The following is a 16,227-nucleotide window of genomic DNA, read 5'->3' on the forward strand; positions in this document are numbered from 1 at the left end:
CGGCGCGTCCGGCGGCGTCAGCGCCGGCCGCGCCGGGCGGTCAGGTCGCGCAGGCGGTCGAGCGGTCCCCACACCTGGGCGGTGAGCTTCACCAGCGGCGCCGCGTCCGGAGCCGCGGAACGGGGCCGGGTCGGTGCGGACGCCTCGGCCTCGCGCACCTTCGCCCCGAGCTCCCGCAGCACGTCGGCCGGGCACAGGACCTGCAGCCGCGGGAACAACACCTGTTCCTCCTCGACGACGTGCCGCGTCACCCGGGTGACCACCGCCAGCAGCAGACGGGTGTACTCCTCCCCGGCCGGGTCCGCTGCCTCCAGCGACACCAGCAGCTCCTCGACCTCCCGGTGTTCGCGCAGCTCACGCTCGGCCCAGCGGTCACCGTCCGGCAGGAACCGGCGCACCGCCGGGTACAGGTGGGCCTTCTCCGCCACCGAATGGCGGACCAGCCCGATGGACACCTGCTCCACCAGGGCGGGCCGCTCGGGGCCGCCGGGACGCGCCGCCCGGATCCGGTCGAACAGGGACCGGATCCGGGCGTGGTCCGCCGTCAGTTCGTCCACGATGCTGCCGCTCCGACTGTCCACTCCCGCTCCTCGCTGACGTGCCGGCCGCTCGGCGCTCCGCAGCGACCACCGAGTACCACCATGGACCGCGACGGCCCGCCGTGCCTGCCCGTGACGCGCGGTGGGGCGGCCCGCGCGGCGTCGGGCCGGAACCGGAAGCACCGTCGCTGCGGCAATGGGGGTGTCCCCGGCATGCCTGCGCCGTGCCCGCGGGCCGCACCTCCAAGATGGGAACACCTGGCAGGCGGGCGTTCCCGGGTGCCCGTCGCGCCGCCGGCGCTGCCCGTCGGGCCCGGGGACGACACCTGAGGAGTGTGAGGCGGGCGTGCTGATGCGGCGGCGCAGGGCGAAGGTCGAGGCGAGGGCCCGGCAGACCGCGTTCCAGGCCTACGTCGTCGCCGACCGGCGCGCGCCCGTCTCCGAGCTGGCCGGGCAGTTGCTGCGCAAGGCCTTCCCCGACCACTGGTCGTTCCTCCTCGGCGAGATCGCGCTGTACAGCTTCGCGGTACTGGTGCTCACCGGGACCTTCCTGACGCTCTTCTTCGATCCGAGCCTCGCCGAGCTGCGGTACCAGGGCACGTACCAGCCGCTGCGGGGTCTGCTGGTGTCCAAGGCCTACGCGACCACCCTCTCCCTGAGCTTCGACGTGCGCGGTGGGCTGCTGATGCGTCAGATGCACCACTGGGCCGCACTGGTGTTCGTCGCGGCCATCGGTGTGCACATGCTCAGGATCTTCTTCACCGGCGCCTTCCGCAGGCCGCGCGAGACCAACTGGCTGGTGGGCGTGACGCTGTTCATGCTGGCGCTGCTGGAAGGGTTCTGCGGCTACTCCCTCCCCGACGACCTGCTGTCCGGCACCGGGCTGCGCACCGCCAACTCCATCGTGCAGTCGATCCCGGTGATCGGGACCTACCTCGCCTTCTTCGCCTGGGGCGGCCCCTTCCCGGGAGACGCGATCATCCGGCGGCTCTACATCGTGCATGTGCTGTTCGTGCCGGGCCTGCTGATCGCGCTGATCGCCGTGCACCTGTTCATGGTGGTCTATCTGAAGCACACCCAGTGGTCCGAGCCGGGCAAGACCAACCGCAACGTGGTGGGGAAGCCGATGTTCCCCTCCTTCGTCGGCAAGTCGACCGGGCTGTCGCTGATGGTCTTCGGGGTCCTGGCCGTCGCGGGGGCCATCGCCCAGATCAATCCCATCTGGGCCTTCGGGCCGTACCGCCCCGACCAGGTGTCCACCGACGCCCAGCCCGACTGGTACGTCGGGTTCCTGGAGGGCGCGCTGCGTCTGACGCCGGGGGTGGAGTGGAACGTCGCCGGGCACACCTTCATGTGGAACGTGCTGCTGCCGGCGGTGGTCCTGCCCGCGCTGCTGTTCCTCGTCCTCTACGCCTATCCGTTCTTCGAACGCTGGGTCACCGGGGACCTGGTCGAGCACCATCTGTGCGACCGGCCGCGTGACCGGCCGGTGCGCACCGGCCTCGGTGTCGGCGCCGTCGTCTGGTTCGCCGTCCTGATGCTGGCGGGCGGCAATGATGTGATCGCCACCACGTTCCAGCTCTCCGTCAACGTCCTGACCTGGATCTTCCGGGTGCTGTTCTTCGTCGGTCCGGTCCTCGCCTATCTGATCACCAAGCGTGTCTGCCTGGCGCTGCAACTGCACGAGCGCCGGCTGCTCGAGGAGGGTGAGGAGTCGGGCGAGGTGTACCAGGACCTGCCCGGCGGCATGGCCGAGAGCCATGTGGGCATCGACGTCAGGCGCCGCTACAAGTTCCTGGTCAGGGAGATTCCGCTGCCCCTGGAGCGTCCCGGGGCCGACGCGCCGCTGGGCCGCCGGCTGCGGGCCGCGCTCAGCGCCTGGTACTACGGCGAGCGCGTCGACGCGCCCACCACGGCCGAGGAGCGGTTGCAGATCACCGGCCGTACGGCCGACCCGGTGTCGGGCGGAACCGGCTCACCGCCGGAGGCCGGCTCCTCGCCGGGGTGAGCCGACCGACCGGCGGCGGGCCGTGTCCACGCGCCCAGGCGCGGACACGGCCCGCTCCGCTGTGTCACCGGCGGCCCTTGCGGCGCCCCATGCCGATGGTCAGGCCCATGGCGGCCAGGCCCAGCGCGGCGGTCACCGCGCCCACCCAGCAGTTGTTCCAGATGATGCCCGCCCGCGCGGAGTGCGTGAGGGTCACCACCCAGGGGGAGATGAACAGCCACACGCCGAGAGGCACGAGCGCCCACGACAGCCGGAACATGCGCTCCGGCGCCAGGGCCAGGCCGAGCCCGATCAGGCCGATGGTGATGCCGACGATCAGGTTGTTGACGGTGATGGCCGGCTGGATCGCGAAGTGCACGACCCAGGGGGAGATCGCGGCGTAGAGGCCTGTCAGAAGGACGAGTCCTTCGATGGCGATCGCCGGGCCGCTCGACGCGGTGCGCTCGAGCCGTTCGCGCATCTCGGCCATCTCGGGATGCGAGCCCATCATCTCCGGATGGGTGCCCATGTCACTGGAGCGATGTGGATACGACATTGCTGTCGTCTCCTCTCCAAAAGGGTTCCGTTGCCTTGTGCAAGAGTTCCCCCGTCCGGGTGACTTATGCCCCTTTTACGTAGATTATCAGCGCAAAGTTCCGCCGTCTTCGGCATGCCTCGCGCGGCCGGTCAGTCGCTCTCGCGTCCCACGTACTCCAGCACCATGCCGAGCAGCCCGATCGCCAGCACGCCGACTCCGATCATGAAGAGCCAGAAACCGTAGACGACGCCGACGGCGCAGATCGTGACACCGGCGGCGGTCACCACCGGGTTGCGGCTGTGCGGCGGGAAGAAGTCGACGTGGCCGCTGCGCTCGTGGATCTCCCCGGTCGGCCGGTCCTCCGGGCGTTCGCCCTTGCGCTGGTGGTTGATCAGGCAGAAGAACGCGATGACCGACGACATGAAGCAGGACACCGTCAACGCGGCGATGCCGGCGGGTTCCCGCGCGAACCAGATGTAGGCCACGTCGGTGAGGAGGAAGAACACCGCCACGCCGGCGAAGAGGTACGCCTCGGATTTCATTCGCTCTGCTTCCCCATCGTGTCGGGAGTGGGCTCCACGGTCCCGTGCCCGGCCGAGGGCAGTTCCCGCAGGATCTCCGGATGGTGCAGGTCGAAGGCGGGCGAGTCGGACCGCACGCGCGGCAGCGCGTGGAAGTTGTGCCGGGGCGGGGGACAGGAGGTCGCCCACTCCAGGGACCGGCCGTATCCCCAGGGGTCGTCCACCTCCACCTTCGTCCCGTGGCGGGCGGTCTTCCACACGTTGTAGAGGAAGGGCAGCGTGGACAGGCCGATCAGGAAGGCGCCGATCGAGGAGACGCCGTTCAGCGCGGTGAACCCGTCGGCGGCCAGGTAGTCGGCGTAGCGACGCGGCATGCCGCTCTCGCCGAGCCAGTGCTGGACGAGGAACGTGGTCTGGAAGCCGACGAAGAGCGTCCAGAAGTGGATCTTCCCCAGCCGCTCGTCGAGCATCCTCCCCGTCATCTTCGGCCACCAGAAGTAGAACCCGCCGAACATGGCGAAGACGATCGTCCCGAAGAGGACGTAGTGCAGGTGCGCGACGATGAAGTAGCTGTCGGTCAGGTGGAAGTCCAGCGCCGGGGAGGCGATGACGACGCCGCTGAGCCCGCCGAGCAGGAAGGTGACCATGAATCCCGCCGACCACAGCATCGGCGTCTCGAAGGAGAGACTGCCGTGCCACATGGTGCCGATCCAGTTGAAGAACTTCACCCCCGTGGGAATGGCGATCAGGAACGACATCAGGGAGAAGAACGGCAGCAGGACCGCGCCCGTGGCGAACATGTGGTGGGCCCAGACGGCGGCCGACAGCATGGTGATCGCGATGGTCGCCCCCACCATGCCGACGTAGCCGAAGACCGGTTTCCGGCTGAAGACCGGGATGATCTCCGTGACCACGCCGAAGAACGGCAGCGCCACGATGTAGACCTCCGGATGGCCGAAGAACCAGAACAGGTGCTGCCACAGCAGGGCTCCGCCGTTGGCCGGATCGTAGATGTGGGCGCCGAGCTTGCGGTCCGCCTCCAGGGCGAGCAGCGCCGCGGTGAGCACCGGGAAGGCCAACAGCACCAGGATCGAGGTGAAGAGGATGTTCCAGGTGAAGATCGGCATCCGGAACATGGTCATCCCCGGCGCGCGCAGGCACAGGATCGTGGCGATGAAGTTGACGGCGCCCAGCGTGGTGCTCAGTCCGGCGACCACCAGGCCCATCGCCCACAGGTCGCCGCCGTGGCCGGGGCTGTGTTCGGCCCTGCTCAGCGGCGTGTAGGCGAACCAGCCGAAGGGCGCCGCCCCGTTGTCGACCGCGAAGCCGGACAGCACCGTGAGCCCGCCGAACAGGAAGAACCAGTAGGTGAGGGCGTTCAGCCGGGGGAAGGCGACGTCGGGCGCGCCGATCTGCAACGGCATCACGGCGTTGGCGAACCCGGCGAACGTGGGCGTCGCGAACAGCAGCATCATGATCGTGCCGTGGATGGTGAAGAGCTGGTTGTACTGGTCCTGGTTCATGATCTGCAGTCCGGGCCGGGCCAGTTCGGCCCGCATCAGCATCGCCATGATGCCCGCGGCCATGAAGAAGGCGAACGCGGTGACCAGGTACAGGTGGCCGATCTTCTTGTGGTCGGTCGTGGTCAGGTAGTCGTGGATCTTCTCGCCCGTACGGGCCCGGGGCGGACGGGCGGTCTCCCGCGGCTCGTCCACGCCGGACTGTGTCTGTGACATGAGCGCCCTCCACGCGCTGCGGCTGCGACTCGTCTCACTGCGGCCGGCCGGCCGGGCCCCCGGACGGCCGCGAGGGCGGTCCGGAGCGCGGGGCCTGCCTGGTGTGGATGTACAGCTCCCGGCGGCTGCCGACCGGGGCCCGCGGCGGCAGCGGGAGCTCGTAGTGGACGGGCCGGCGGTGGTCGGCGAGCTGCCGCTGCGGGTTGTAGACGCGGTTGAACTTCCACAGCATGCGGGCGAAGTTGGTCTGGCCGTGCGCCAGCCGGTCGGTGAGGATGCGGGCCGCGCCGAACGCGGTGCGCAGACCGAGGTGCTTGCGGTTGATGACGGACTGGGTGCGCACGAGCTCCTCGTAGAAGCGTTCCAGGGGCAGGGTGGTGGGGACCACGGCGTGCTGGATGTCGAACAGCCGGTAGTCCCGGGTGGTCAGCCGGCGGGACTCGGTGTGCCAGATCTCGGTGCCCGGGTAGGGGGTCATGACCGTCAGGTGCACGATCTCCGGGACGGACAGGGCGAACTCGCGCACCAGCCGGAAGCGTTCGGCGTCCCACGCCGGATCCACGATCAGGTTGACGGCCACGTTGATGCCCAGCCGCCGCGCCGTCTCCAGGGCGCGGAAGTTGTCGTCGGGATTGACGCGCTTGCGGAACAGGTCCAGCCCCTCGGCGTCCAGGGCCTCCATGCCGAGGAACATGTAGCGCAGCCCCAGCCGGGTCCAGCGCTCGAACACCTCGGTGTTGCGCAGCAGCACATCGGCGCGGGTCTCCAGGTAGTACTGCTTGCGGATCCGGCGGCGCTCCAGCTCGGCGGCGATGTCGTCGCCGTGTTCGGGGCGGATGAAGGCGACGTCGTCGACGATGAAGACGTTGGGTTCGGCGATGGAGGCCAGTTCCTCGGCGGCGGCCCGCGGGCTCGCCTTGCGGTAGCTGCGGCCGTAGAAGGTCCAGGCGGAGCAGAAGGAACAGTCCCAGGGGCAGCCGCGGGTGAACTCCATGGAGGCGCAGGGGTCGAGCTCGCCGATGAAGTAGCGGCGCCGGTGGCGCATCAGGTCACGGGCGGGACGGGGATCGTCGATGCCGTGCAGCATGCGCGGGGCCGGTCCGTGCCCGTCGGCGGTCACGATGCCCGGCACCTCCCGCAGTCCGCCGTCGCCCACCGCCTGGAGCAGCGGAGCCATCGCGGGCTCGCCCTCGCCGCGCACCACGGCGTCGACGGCGCCCCGCGCCTGGCGCAGCACGTCGTCGGCGACGAAGGAGACGCTGTGGCCGCCGAAGAAGACGAAACAGTCCGGCAGCACCCGCTTGATCGCCCGTGACAGGTCGATCGCCTCGGGGATGTTGGCCAGGTAGTTCAGACCGAAGCCGACCGCCTGCGGCCGGAAGGAGTGCACGACCCGGCGCAGGTCCCGGTGACGGAGCACCTGGAGGTCGACCACCCGCACCTGGTGCCCGGCGTCCCGGGCCGCCGCGGCCACCCGCTCCAGACCGAGCGGCTCCAGCCTGAGGAAGATCTCCGAGTACATCAGGGCACTGGGATGAACGAGCAGGACGCGCATGGGTCACCTCGGGCTCCGGGGCGGGACGCGGGGGAGTAACCGCTCGGTCCGGCCCGAAACGCAGGTCATCCGTGCGGCCCAGCGGCACCGGAGCGGGCGCGCCGCCCGGTCCTGACCGCTCATCTCTCCACCAGGCGGGCGCGCAGCTGGGCGCAGGTCCGCGCGATCAGCCGGGACACGTGCATCTGGGACAGGCCGACCGCCTGGGCCACCTGCTGCTGGGTCAGCGACTCGAGGTAGTACAGGCCCAGCACACGACGCTCCCTTACGGGCAGTCCGCGCAGCAGCGCCCGCAGCGCCACCAGGTCGGTGACCAGGTCGAGGGCGGGGTCCTCGGCGCCGAGGGTCTCGGCCAGCGGCCGGCTCCGGTCGAAACCGCGCTCCTCCTCCAGGGACGACGAACGCCGTGCCCGGTCCACCTGGAGCGCGAGACGCACGTCCTCCTCGGCCATTCCGGTGACCCGTTCGAGCTCCGCGTACGTGCCGCCGTCGCTGTGTCCCAGTCGGCGCAGCGCCTCCTGGGCCGCCCGCAGCCGCCGGTGCTTGTCCTGCAGGGCGCGCGAGACCCGCAGGTCCCAGGCGGAGTCACGCAAGTGACGCCGCACCTCGCCGTCGATGGTCGGCACCGCGTACGACAGGAAGGCGTGCCCGCGCTCCGGGTCGAACCGGTCGACGGCCTTCACCAGGCCCATGCAGGCCACCTGGTACAGGTCCTCGTCGCTGTCGGCGTGGGAGCCGTAGCGTCGTGCGATCCTGCGCGCCATCGGCAGGAAGGCGCGGATGGCCTGCTCGCGCAGCGTCTCCCGCGCCGGTCCGGGCGGGCACGAGGCCATCCGGTACACCAACTCCTGGTCCGCGGACGTGCCGGAGTGGTGGGAGGGCAGGGTGCGACGGGTACCGGGCAGCGGGACGGTCGTCGAGGTCTGCAAAGCTAGCTTCCCATCGGTGGACGACTGCGCCTGGCGTCCATGACGGGTCTGATAGGCGCATTGAATGATTCATTCGATCCCGCTGCCCCTCCGTCTCATGCGGACATACGCCCGCCTGCACCGCACTGTCCGTCTCACGGGTGAGACGGTCCGGGCGTGTCGCCCAGGCCCGGGTGTGCCGCGCAGGCCGTGTGCCGCCCCGGCCGGCATCCGGCTCGGGGCGCGGCACGGTGCCCGCGGCGGGTGCGGCCGCCCGCGCGAGGCGGAGTGACGTGGCCGCTTCCGCCGTTTACGCACCCGCCCCGTGGGTCACCCGCTGGTGACGGCAGAGGCGGCTTCGAAGGAGTGCGGCATGGCGCTGGTGGCCGACTTCGTCCGGCGACCCCCCGACGGCCGGGGCGCGGGACGGGTCCACGGACTCGTGAGTGACACGGGCCGGAGGGCGCCCGGCGCGCCCGGCCGGCAGTTCGGCCGGACCCGGCGCGAGGAGACGGCCGCGCTCCCGGCCCGCGCGCACACCGGGTCCGCCGGGAACGCGGGCCGCCGTGCCGCCGCGCCGGGCCCCGCCGAGCGCCTGCCGGGTGACCGCTGATGGGCGACATCGCGACCGGTGCGGCCCCGGCCCTCGACGAGTGCCGGATCGACTCCGTCGACGTACACGCATTCGAGCTGCCCACCGACGGCCCCGACGGCAAGGAGCAGGACGGGACCCTGGAATGGGACTCGACCACCATGGTCCTGGTGCGGGTGCACGCCGCCGGACGGACCGGTGTCGGCTATACCTACGGGGACGTGTCGGCCGCGACCTTCCTCTCCGGTGAACTCGCCCCGCTGCTCACCGGGCGGAGCCCCGCCGCGCCGCCCGTACTGTGGGAGCTGATGGGCCGGCAGATCCGCAACGCGGGCCGGCCCGGTCTCGGGGCGATGGCGGTCTCCGCCGTCGACATCGCGCTGTGGGACCTCAAGGCCAGGCTGCTGGACGTACCGCTGGTCCACGCACTGCCCGCCCACCACGACCGGGTCCCCGTCTACGGCAGCGGCGGCTTCACCAACTACTCCCTCGATCGTCTCGCCGAGCAGCTCGCCGGCTGGACCGAACAGGGCATCGGGCGGGTGAAACTGAAGACCTCGCGCGATCCCGGGCAGGACCCGCGGAGGCTGACCGCGGTCCGCGAGGCCATCGGTGACGAACCGGAACTGTTCACCGACGCCAACGGCGCGCTCGGCCGGAAGGAGGCGCTGTACTGGGCCCACAGGTTCCAGGCCGAGTGGGACGTGCGGTGGTTCGAGGAACCGGTGAGCTCGGCGGACATCGAGGGCCTGCGCATGCTGCGGGAACACGGCCCGGCGCGGCTGGAGGTCGCGGCGGGGGAGTACGCCTACACCACGCGGGACTTCGTCAATCTCGTCGAGGGGGCCGCGGTGGACTGCCTCCAGGCGGACGTCACCCGCTGCGGCGGGATCACCGGCCTGCTGGAGGTCGCCGGCCTGTCGGCGGCCCGGCACCTGGACCTGTCCGCCCACTGCGCGCCCGCCGTCTCCGCCCACGCCTTCTGCGCCGTACGCCGGCTGCGGCACCTGGAGTACTTCCACGACCACGTCCGGTTCGAGCACCTGGTGTTCGACGGCACGCTGTCGCCCGTCGACGGCGCCCTGCGGCCGGACACCGGCCGGCCGGGGCTCGGTCTGGACGTCAAGTGGGCCGACGCGGAACCCCACCGCGTCCACGGCGAACGGCCGGCCTGACGGAACTGGCTGGTCCGCGTGGGGCGAGCGTACATGTCCGCCCCGATCGGAACATCCAGCCGTCCACGGGGAGCCGGCGGGCCTCGACGCGTCGTGCCCGGCCGGCGCGGAGGCCGGCCGGGCACGACGCGGGCAGCGGCGGCCCTGTCGGGCCGGGCGCGCGGCGCGTCACCGCGGCGGCTGGTCCGGGCCCCGGTCCTGATCGCCCAGCTGCTCCTTGAGCCTGTCCTGAGTGGTGTCGACCTGACCGCGGTACTTGCCCCGGGTGCGGTCGTCGACGTAGTCGCCGCCTTTGTCGATGCCCTTGCCGGTCTGCTGCTCGTGCCCCTTCAGCAGGCCCTTGAGCCTGTCCATCATGCTCATCGCGCACTCCTTCGCGGCGGGGTTCACTCCCAGCATGGACGACCACCCGAAGGGCCGCATCCGCAGGTGCCACGGCCGACGCCCTTCGGACCCGGCGGACCCGGCCGGGCCGAGGGGCGGCGCACGGGGCGGCCGCCTGCGCGCGCCGCGCTCACCCCTCCAGGGGCGCGCCGGGCAGCAGGAGCTGTGCGGTGACCTGCTTGCCGGGGTCACGGTCCGTGACCGTCAGGAGGTGGCTGAGCGCACCCACGATCTCCAGACCGTGGCCGCCCACCCGGCGGCCGTCGGGCGGCCGCGGCCGGGGCGGCCGGGAGGAACTGTCCCACACGCTGATCTGCACGAGCCCGCTGCCGGGCCGCACCTCCAGGCCCATTCCGCAGGCTCCGGGGGCGTGCCGTATGACGTTCGTGATCAGTTCGCTGACCACGAGTTGCGCGTCCTGCGCCACGCGGTCGGGGATGGTGACGCGGTCGACGGCACGGACTCGGTCCAGGAAACGGCGGACGGCGGCGCGGGCTTCGGCGGCACTGATCGTGCCACTTCCCCAATGGGCGTCCCAACGCAGCGTGCCATGCGGGTTCCTGTTCCGGTCCGGCTCGTCCGACGCCTTCTGCCTAAGCGGGACGGCCATATGGTTGCCTCAAAGTGTCACAGTGTGTTACTGCTCTTTCGTTTCTGCGGCTACCCCGCCCGGCGAGGAATAGACCGGGCCCGCGCCACGGGAGCCGGAGGCCGGCCGTCCGGCCGAGGGCGAGTGGTGGCCCGCGCCGGGGGCGACGTTCCAGGTGACGGTCCGGCCCGCGGCTCCGCCCCTGGGAGTGCGGCGTCAGGGGCCTTCGCGGCGGGCCCGCCGACACCGCGCGGCGGGCCCGCCGACACCGCGCGGCGGGCCCGCCGACACCGCGCGGCGGGCCCGCACGCCGTGGCGCGCGGGCCCGCCGCACTCGGGTGCGGGCGGTGCCGGGGAAGGGGACTGAGCCTTGCGCCCCTGTCGGTCACCAGTAGTGCCGGTGGCCGGCCACCGCGTGCCCCATGCTGCCAAGGAGCCAGAGAACCGCGCCGATCACGGCGAGGATGATGCCGATGGTCCACAGGACCGAGATGCCGGTGACGAACCCGACCACCAGCAGGATGACACCGAGGACGATCATGACCGCCTCCGTCGAGGATAGTGCTGCTTCCACTGTGCACCCGGAACGGTGACAAAGCGCCGTAGCGGTGCGCGCGGCGACCGCCCGGGCGGCTGAGTGCCACTGGGCCGGTCGGCCGCCTCACCGGGTATCCCGGCACCGGGGTGGGTACGCACTCACCGGAACAGGGCCGGACCCGGCCGGCGATCGACTTTGCGGAGGTGCGTGCGGTGCGGACAGGACTGCTGCGCATGATCGGGGCGGCGACGGTCGCCTATGGAGCGGTGGCCGTGTACCGGCCGGACTGGATGGCCCGCCCCGTGGGCATGACGGACCCGCAGGGCGGCACCCACCGGCACACCGCCATGGCGCTGCGCCCGCTGGCGTGGCGCGACGCGGTGAGCGGGCTGTCCATGCTCCTCGCTCCCCGGGGCCCGGCCCTGGTCACCGCCACGGCCGTGCGGATCGCCTCCGACGTCGGCGACGCCGTGCTGTTCGGCCGCACCGTCTCCGGCCGGGTCCGCCGGGCCGCGGCGGTCGGCAGCGCCCTGGGCTGGGCCGCCCTGACGACCGCGGCCCTGGCCGGCGGCGGATGCGACGAGCCGGCCCGAGCTGACGGGTCCTCACGCCGCGTGCGGCCCGGACGCGTTCAGCGCACCGGGAAACCGAACGAGTAACCCTGCTGCTTCAGCCAGGGCAGCACTTCCCGCAGCGCGGTCACGGTCTGGGAGCGGTCGCCGCCCGCGTCGTGGAAGAGCACGGTCGGACCGTTGGAGATCTCCCTCTTGACGGTGGCGACCATGGCCGCGGCGCCCGGGCGCTCGAAGTCCTTGGAGTCGACGTTCCAGCCCAGCGGCCGCATCCCGTGGGACGCGGCCAGAGAGCGGCTGTACGGGGTGAACGCGCCGCCCGGAGCCCGGTAGTACATCGGCCGCACGCCCCCGGACGCCTCGGTGATCATGCGCTCGGCGTCGAGGATCTGCTGCGACTGGTAGGCCTGCGACTTGTGGTCCATGGCGGTGTCGTGCGACACGGTGTGGTCGCACAGCCGGTGCCCGGCCGCCACGACCGCCCGGACCAGATCGGGGTGCGCCTTGGCCTGCGGGCCCACCATGCAGAACGTGGCCTTCACGCCGTTGTCCCGCAGCACCTGGAGCACCTGCGGCGTCCAGACCGGGTCCGGCCCGTCGTCGATGGTGATGTTGACGCCCCGCGCGCCGTGGTCGGAGGCGTGCGCGATGGTCACCGACACCTTGGCGGCGGTGTCCGCGCCGGCCGCCTGGGCGCCGCCCTGCGCGGAGGGGCTCGCCGAGGAGCCGGCCCGCGCTCGGCCGTCCCCGGTCTGATCCGCCTGCGCCGTCCACACCGAGGCGGCGGCCGCCACCGCGGTCACCCCGAGCGCCGCCCCGAGCACCCGACCGTGCCAACCACCCCGTCCGCCGTGCCGCACCATGTCCCCGCCCCGCTTCTCGCCGTCCTTGTTCTGCCGTGCACTTGTGATGACGAGGAAAAGGTCCTGCGGGATCCCGCTGTTACCGATCACTGACAATTCCGTGGGGAACCGGCCGCCGGACGGCGGGCCGAGGCGCCGACGGCGGCCTGACGGGCCGTCGGGATCCACCGATTCGCCCCGGTTGCGCGAGGTACGGCCGACGGACCCGCCCCCGCCCGCGTGCGACACCGCGGTGAGTGGCCCGGTTCACATGGCGTGGCAGGGGTGTCGCCGACACCATGGTCCTCGTCACCGGCAGGCCGAAGGGATCCAGGATGTTCCGCAAGGTACTGGTCGCCAACCGCGGCGAGATCGCGATTCGCGCGTTCCGCGCCGGCTACGAACTGGGCGCGCGCACCGTCGCCGTCTTCCCGTACGAGGACCGCAACTCGCTGCACCGGCTCAAGGCCGACGAGGCGTACGAGATCGGGGAACCGGGCCACCCGGTGCGGGCCTACCTCTCCGTGGAGGAGATCGTCCGGGCGGCGCGCAGGGCGGGCGCCGACGCCGTCTACCCGGGCTACGGGTTCCTGTCGGAGAACCCGGAACTGGCCCGCGCCTGCGCGGAGGCCGGCATCACCTTCGTCGGGCCGGACGCCGCCACGCTGGAGCTGACGGGCAACAAGGCCCGTGCGGTGGCCGCCGCCCGGGCGGCCGGGGTGCCCGTGCTGGGCTCCTCGGCGCCCTCCACCGACGTGGACGAACTGGTCCGCGCCGCCGAGGACATCGGCTTCCCCGTCTTCGTCAAGGCCGTGGCCGGCGGCGGTGGGCGCGGCATGCGGCGCGTCCAGGACGCGGCCGCGCTGCGCGAGTCCATCGAGGCGGCCTCCCGCGAGGCGGCGTCCGCGTTCGGCGACCCCACCGTCTTCCTGGAGAAGGCCGTCGTCGAACCCCGCCACATCGAGGTCCAGATCCTCGCCGACGGCCGGGGCGACGTCATCCACCTGTTCGAACGCGACTGTTCGGTGCAACGCCGCCACCAGAAGGTGATCGAGCTCGCCCCCGCCCCGAACCTCGATCCGGCGCTGCGGAAACGGATCTGCGCCGACGCGGTCCGGTTCGCCCGTGAGATCGGCTACCGCAACGCGGGCACCGTCGAGTTCCTGCTCGACCGCGACGGCAACCACGTCTTCATCGAGATGAACCCGCGCATCCAGGTCGAGCACACCGTGACCGAGGAGGTCACCGACGTCGACCTGGTACAGGCGCAGCTGCGCATCGCCGCCGGTGAGACGCTCGCGGACCTCGGTCTCTCCCAGGAGGGCATCACCCTGCGCGGGGCGGCCCTGCAGTGCCGGATCACCACCGAGGACCCGGCCAACGGCTTCCGCCCGGACACCGGCCGGATCAGCGCCTACCGCTCGCCGGGCGGCTCCGGCATCCGGCTGGACGGCGGCACCACCCACGCCGGCACCGAGATCAGCGCCCACTTCGACTCGATGCTGGTCAAACTCATCTGCCGGGGAAGGGACTTCAAGGTTGCCATCGGCCGGGCCCGGCGTGCGGTCGCCGAGTTCCGCATCCGCGGCGTCGCCACCAACATCCCGTTCCTCCAGGCCGTCCTGGACGACCCCGACTTCCAGGCCGGACGGGTCACCACCTCGTTCATCGAACAGCGCCCGCACCTGCTCACCTCCCGTTCCTCCGCCGACCGAGGCACCAAGCTGCTCACCTATCTCGCCGACGTCACCGTGAACAAGCCCCACGGCGAACGGCCCGAGACCGTCGACCCCGTCACCAAGCTTCCGCCGCTGCCCGCCGGAGAACCGCCCGCCGGATCCCGCCGGGACCTGATCGAACTCGGCCCCGAGGGCTTCGCCCGCCGACTGCGCGAGTCGCCCACCATCGGCGTCACCGACACGACGTTCCGCGACGCCCACCAGTCACTGCTCGCCACCCGGGTGCGCACCAGGGACCTGCTCGCCGTCGCGCCCGTCGTGGCCCGCACCCTGCCCGGGCTGCTCTCCCTGGAGTGCTGGGGCGGCGCCACCTACGACGTCGCCCTGCGCTTCCTCGCCGAGGACCCCTGGGAACGTCTGGCCGCCCTGCGTGAGGCGGTGCCCAACATCTGCCTCCAGATGCTGCTGCGCGGCCGCAACACCGTGGGCTACACGCCGTATCCGACGGAGGTCACCGACGCCTTCGTCCAGGAGGCCGCGGCCACCGGCATCGACATCTTCCGCGTCTTCGACGCGCTCAACGACGTGGGGCAGATGCGCCCCGCCATCGACGCCGTACGGGCGACCGGAACGGCCGTCGCCGAGGTCGCCCTGTGCTACACGGCCGACCTCTCCGACCCGGCCGAGCGCCTCTACACCCTGGACTACTACCTGCGCCTGGCCGAGCAGATCGTCGAGGCCGGCGCGCACGTGCTCGCCGTCAAGGACATGGCCGGACTGCTGCGCGCACCGGCCGCCGCCAAGCTCGTCTCGGCGCTGCGCAGCGAGTTCGACCTGCCGGTCCACCTGCACACCCACGACACCGCCGGCGGCCAGCTCGCCACCTATCTCGCCGCGATCCGGGCGGGCGCCGACGCGGTGGACGGCGCGGTCGCCTCGATGGCCGGCACCACCTCGCAGCCGTCCCTGTCGGCGCTGGTCGCCGCCACCGACCACTCCGAGCGCCCCACCGGCCTGGACCTGAAGGCCGTCGGCGACCTGGAGCCGTACTGGGAGGGCGTCCGGCGCGTCTACGCGCCGTTCGAGGCGGGCCTTGCCTCGCCGACCGGCCGCGTCTACCACCACGAGATCCCCGGCGGACAGCTGTCCAACCTGCGCACCCAGGCGGTCGCGCTCGGCCTCGGCGACCGCTTCGAGGAGATCGAGGCGATGTACGCGGCCGCCGACCGCATCCTGGGCCGGCTGGTCAAGGTCACCCCCTCGTCCAAGGTGGTCGGCGACCTGGCCCTGCACCTGGTGGGCGCCGGGGTCGCGCCGGAGGACTTCGAGCGGACGCCGGACCGCTTCGACATCCCGGACTCCGTCATCGGCTTCCTGCGCGGCGACCTGGGCACCCCGCCCGGCGGCTGGCCCGAACCGTTCCGCACCAAGGCGCTCAAGGGCCGGGCGGCCGCCAGGCCGGTCAACGAGCTGACGGCCGAGGACCGTCAGGGACTGGAGAAGTCCCCGCGCTCCACCCTCAACCGGCTGCTCTTCCCGGGCCCGGCGCGCGAGTTCGAGACCCACCGCCAGACCTTCGGCGACACCGGTGTGCTGGACAGCAAGGACTTCTTCTACGGACTGCGCCCCGCCAAGGAGTACGCCGTCGACCTCGAACCCGGCGTCCGGCTGCTCATCGAACTGCAGGCGATCGGCGAGGCGGACGAACGCGGCATGCGCACCGTGATGGCCACGCTCAACGGGCAGCTGCGCCCGATCCAGGTGCGCGACGCCGCCGCCGCCTCCGACGTACCCGTGACGGAGAAGGCGGACCGCGCCGACCCCGGCCATGTGGCGGCGCCGTTCGCCGGCGTGGTGACGCTCGCCGTCGCCGAGGGCGACGAGGTGGCGGCCGGGGCGACCGTGGCCACCATCGAGGCGATGAAGATGGAGGCCGCCATCACCGCTCCGAGGGCCGGCCGGGTGACCCGGCTGGCCGTCAACCGGATCCAGCAGGTGGAGGGCGGCGACCTGCTGATCGAGGTCGGCTGAGGACCGCTCCGCCCGCGAAGGGCGACCGGGTGCGGGCCCGG

Annotated in this window: 15 protein-coding genes; 5 read left to right on the forward strand and 10 right to left on the reverse strand. The window is 72.0% G+C overall.

The genetic code is table 11. From position 1 onward, the window contains the following. Positions 1-17 precede the first annotated feature (17 nt). Positions 18-581 (reverse strand): hemerythrin domain-containing protein, encoded by a 564-nt coding sequence (locus ACF061_RS33380; RefSeq protein ID WP_392270751.1) that lies wholly within the window; start codon positions 579-581, stop codon positions 18-20. Between the two features lie 310 nt (positions 582-891). Between ACF061_RS33380 and ACF061_RS33385 the strand changes: the two genes are divergently transcribed. After that, positions 892-2,547: a cytochrome bc complex cytochrome b subunit gene (locus tag ACF061_RS33385; protein ID WP_392270839.1), complete on the forward strand. Its 1,656-nt coding sequence runs from the start codon at positions 892-894 to the stop codon at positions 2,545-2,547. Between the two features lie 64 nt (positions 2,548-2,611). On the opposite strand, the gene ACF061_RS33390 is transcribed toward ACF061_RS33385, so the two are convergent. From ACF061_RS33390 to ACF061_RS33410, 5 genes are all read right to left on the reverse strand, one after another. After that, on the reverse strand, positions 2,612-3,082 hold the full coding sequence (locus ACF061_RS33390) for an SPW repeat protein (protein ID WP_392270752.1): 471 nt from the start codon (positions 3,080-3,082) through the stop codon (positions 2,612-2,614). 131 nt (positions 3,083-3,213) lie between these two features. Then, positions 3,214-3,606: a cytochrome c oxidase subunit 4 gene (locus ACF061_RS33395; RefSeq protein ID WP_392270753.1), complete on the reverse strand. Its 393-nt coding sequence runs from the start codon at positions 3,604-3,606 to the stop codon at positions 3,214-3,216. Continuing rightward, the gene (gene ctaD, locus ACF061_RS33400; RefSeq protein WP_392270754.1) at positions 3,603-5,321 is read right to left on the reverse strand and encodes a cytochrome c oxidase subunit I; all 1,719 of its coding nucleotides are present in this window, start codon (positions 5,319-5,321) and stop codon (positions 3,603-3,605) included. Before ctaD ends, ACF061_RS33395 begins: the two co-directional genes overlap by 4 nt. A gap of 34 nt (positions 5,322-5,355) precedes the next feature. Next, positions 5,356-6,876, reverse strand: a complete 1,521-nt coding sequence (gene hpnR, locus ACF061_RS33405) for a hopanoid C-3 methylase HpnR (RefSeq protein ID WP_392270755.1) — start codon at positions 6,874-6,876, stop codon at positions 5,356-5,358. Between the two features lie 119 nt (positions 6,877-6,995). Then, positions 6,996-7,805: a sigma-70 family RNA polymerase sigma factor gene (locus ACF061_RS33410; RefSeq protein WP_392270756.1), complete on the reverse strand. Its 810-nt coding sequence runs from the start codon at positions 7,803-7,805 to the stop codon at positions 6,996-6,998. A 352-nt stretch (positions 7,806-8,157) separates the two neighbouring features. On the opposite strand from ACF061_RS33410, the gene ACF061_RS33415 reads away from it, so the two are divergent. Next, on the forward strand, positions 8,158-8,397 hold the full coding sequence (locus ACF061_RS33415) for a hypothetical protein (RefSeq protein ID WP_392270757.1): 240 nt from the start codon (positions 8,158-8,160) through the stop codon (positions 8,395-8,397). Continuing rightward, on the forward strand, positions 8,397-9,551 hold the full coding sequence (locus tag ACF061_RS33420; RefSeq protein WP_392270758.1) for an enolase C-terminal domain-like protein: 1,155 nt from the start codon (positions 8,397-8,399) through the stop codon (positions 9,549-9,551). The genes ACF061_RS33415 and ACF061_RS33420 overlap by 1 nt, the downstream gene beginning before the upstream one ends. A 168-nt stretch (positions 9,552-9,719) precedes the next feature. On the opposite strand, the gene ACF061_RS33425 is transcribed toward ACF061_RS33420, so the two are convergent. From ACF061_RS33425 to ACF061_RS33435, 3 genes are all read right to left on the reverse strand, one after another. Further along, entirely contained in the window at positions 9,720-9,914 is a 195-nt protein-coding gene (locus tag ACF061_RS33425) for an antitoxin (RefSeq protein WP_392270759.1), read from the reverse strand. Positions 9,915-10,065: 151 nt separating this feature from the next. After that, positions 10,066-10,545 carry an ATP-binding protein gene (locus tag ACF061_RS33430; protein WP_392270760.1) on the reverse strand — a complete coding sequence of 160 codons (480 nt, stop codon included), beginning with the start codon at positions 10,543-10,545 and terminating at the stop codon, positions 10,066-10,068. 364 nt (positions 10,546-10,909) lie between these two features. Next, a complete protein-coding gene (locus ACF061_RS33435; protein ID WP_392270761.1) occupies positions 10,910-11,065 on the reverse strand; it encodes a DUF6131 family protein in 156 nt (51 codons plus the stop codon). 209 nt (positions 11,066-11,274) lie between these two features. Between ACF061_RS33435 and ACF061_RS33440 the strand changes: the two genes are divergently transcribed. Then, positions 11,275-11,721: a hypothetical protein gene (locus tag ACF061_RS33440; RefSeq protein ID WP_392270762.1), complete on the forward strand. Its 447-nt coding sequence runs from the start codon at positions 11,275-11,277 to the stop codon at positions 11,719-11,721. Here the strand turns inward: ACF061_RS33440 and ACF061_RS33445 are convergent. Further along, entirely contained in the window at positions 11,694-12,497 is an 804-nt protein-coding gene (locus tag ACF061_RS33445) for a polysaccharide deacetylase family protein (RefSeq protein WP_392270840.1), read from the reverse strand. The two genes, ACF061_RS33440 and ACF061_RS33445, sit on opposite strands and share 28 nt — an antisense overlap. Positions 12,498-12,811: 314 nt before the next feature. Between ACF061_RS33445 and ACF061_RS33450 the strand changes: the two genes are divergently transcribed. Then, positions 12,812-16,186: a pyruvate carboxylase gene (locus ACF061_RS33450; RefSeq protein ID WP_392270763.1), complete on the forward strand. Its 3,375-nt coding sequence runs from the start codon at positions 12,812-12,814 to the stop codon at positions 16,184-16,186. Positions 16,187-16,227: the final 41 nt, after the last annotated feature.

Origin of the sequence: Streptomyces sp. NPDC015220 (genome assembly GCF_043079345.1) — a bacterium.
Classification (GTDB): domain Bacteria; phylum Actinomycetota; class Actinomycetes; order Streptomycetales; family Streptomycetaceae; genus Streptomyces.

Bases quoted from the DNA above. Each gene is read 5' to 3' on its own strand.
- ACF061_RS33420 (WP_392270758.1), top strand. From the start codon at position 8,397: ATGGGCGACATCGCGACCGGTGCGGCCCCGGCCCTCGACGAGTGCCGG.
- ACF061_RS33415 (WP_392270757.1), top strand. From the start codon at position 8,158: ATGGCGCTGGTGGCCGACTTCGTCCGGCGACCCCCCGACGGCCGGGGC.
- ACF061_RS33450 (WP_392270763.1), top strand. From the start codon at position 12,812: ATGTTCCGCAAGGTACTGGTCGCCAACCGCGGCGAGATCGCGATTCGC.
- ACF061_RS33385 (WP_392270839.1), top strand. From the start codon at position 892: ATGCGGCGGCGCAGGGCGAAGGTCGAGGCGAGGGCCCGGCAGACCGCG.
- ACF061_RS33435 (WP_392270761.1), bottom strand. From the start codon at position 11,065: ATGATCGTCCTCGGTGTCATCCTGCTGGTGGTCGGGTTCGTCACCGGC.
- ACF061_RS33395 (WP_392270753.1), bottom strand. From the start codon at position 3,606: ATGAAATCCGAGGCGTACCTCTTCGCCGGCGTGGCGGTGTTCTTCCTC.
- ctaD (WP_392270754.1), bottom strand. From the start codon at position 5,321: ATGTCACAGACACAGTCCGGCGTGGACGAGCCGCGGGAGACCGCCCGT.
- ACF061_RS33445 (WP_392270840.1), bottom strand. From the start codon at position 12,497: ATGGTGCGGCACGGCGGACGGGGTGGTTGGCACGGTCGGGTGCTCGGG.
- ACF061_RS33425 (WP_392270759.1), bottom strand. From the start codon at position 9,914: ATGAGCATGATGGACAGGCTCAAGGGCCTGCTGAAGGGGCACGAGCAG.
- hpnR (WP_392270755.1), bottom strand. From the start codon at position 6,876: ATGCGCGTCCTGCTCGTTCATCCCAGTGCCCTGATGTACTCGGAGATC.
- ACF061_RS33390 (WP_392270752.1), bottom strand. From the start codon at position 3,082: ATGTCGTATCCACATCGCTCCAGTGACATGGGCACCCATCCGGAGATG.
- ACF061_RS33430 (WP_392270760.1), bottom strand. From the start codon at position 10,545: ATGGCCGTCCCGCTTAGGCAGAAGGCGTCGGACGAGCCGGACCGGAAC.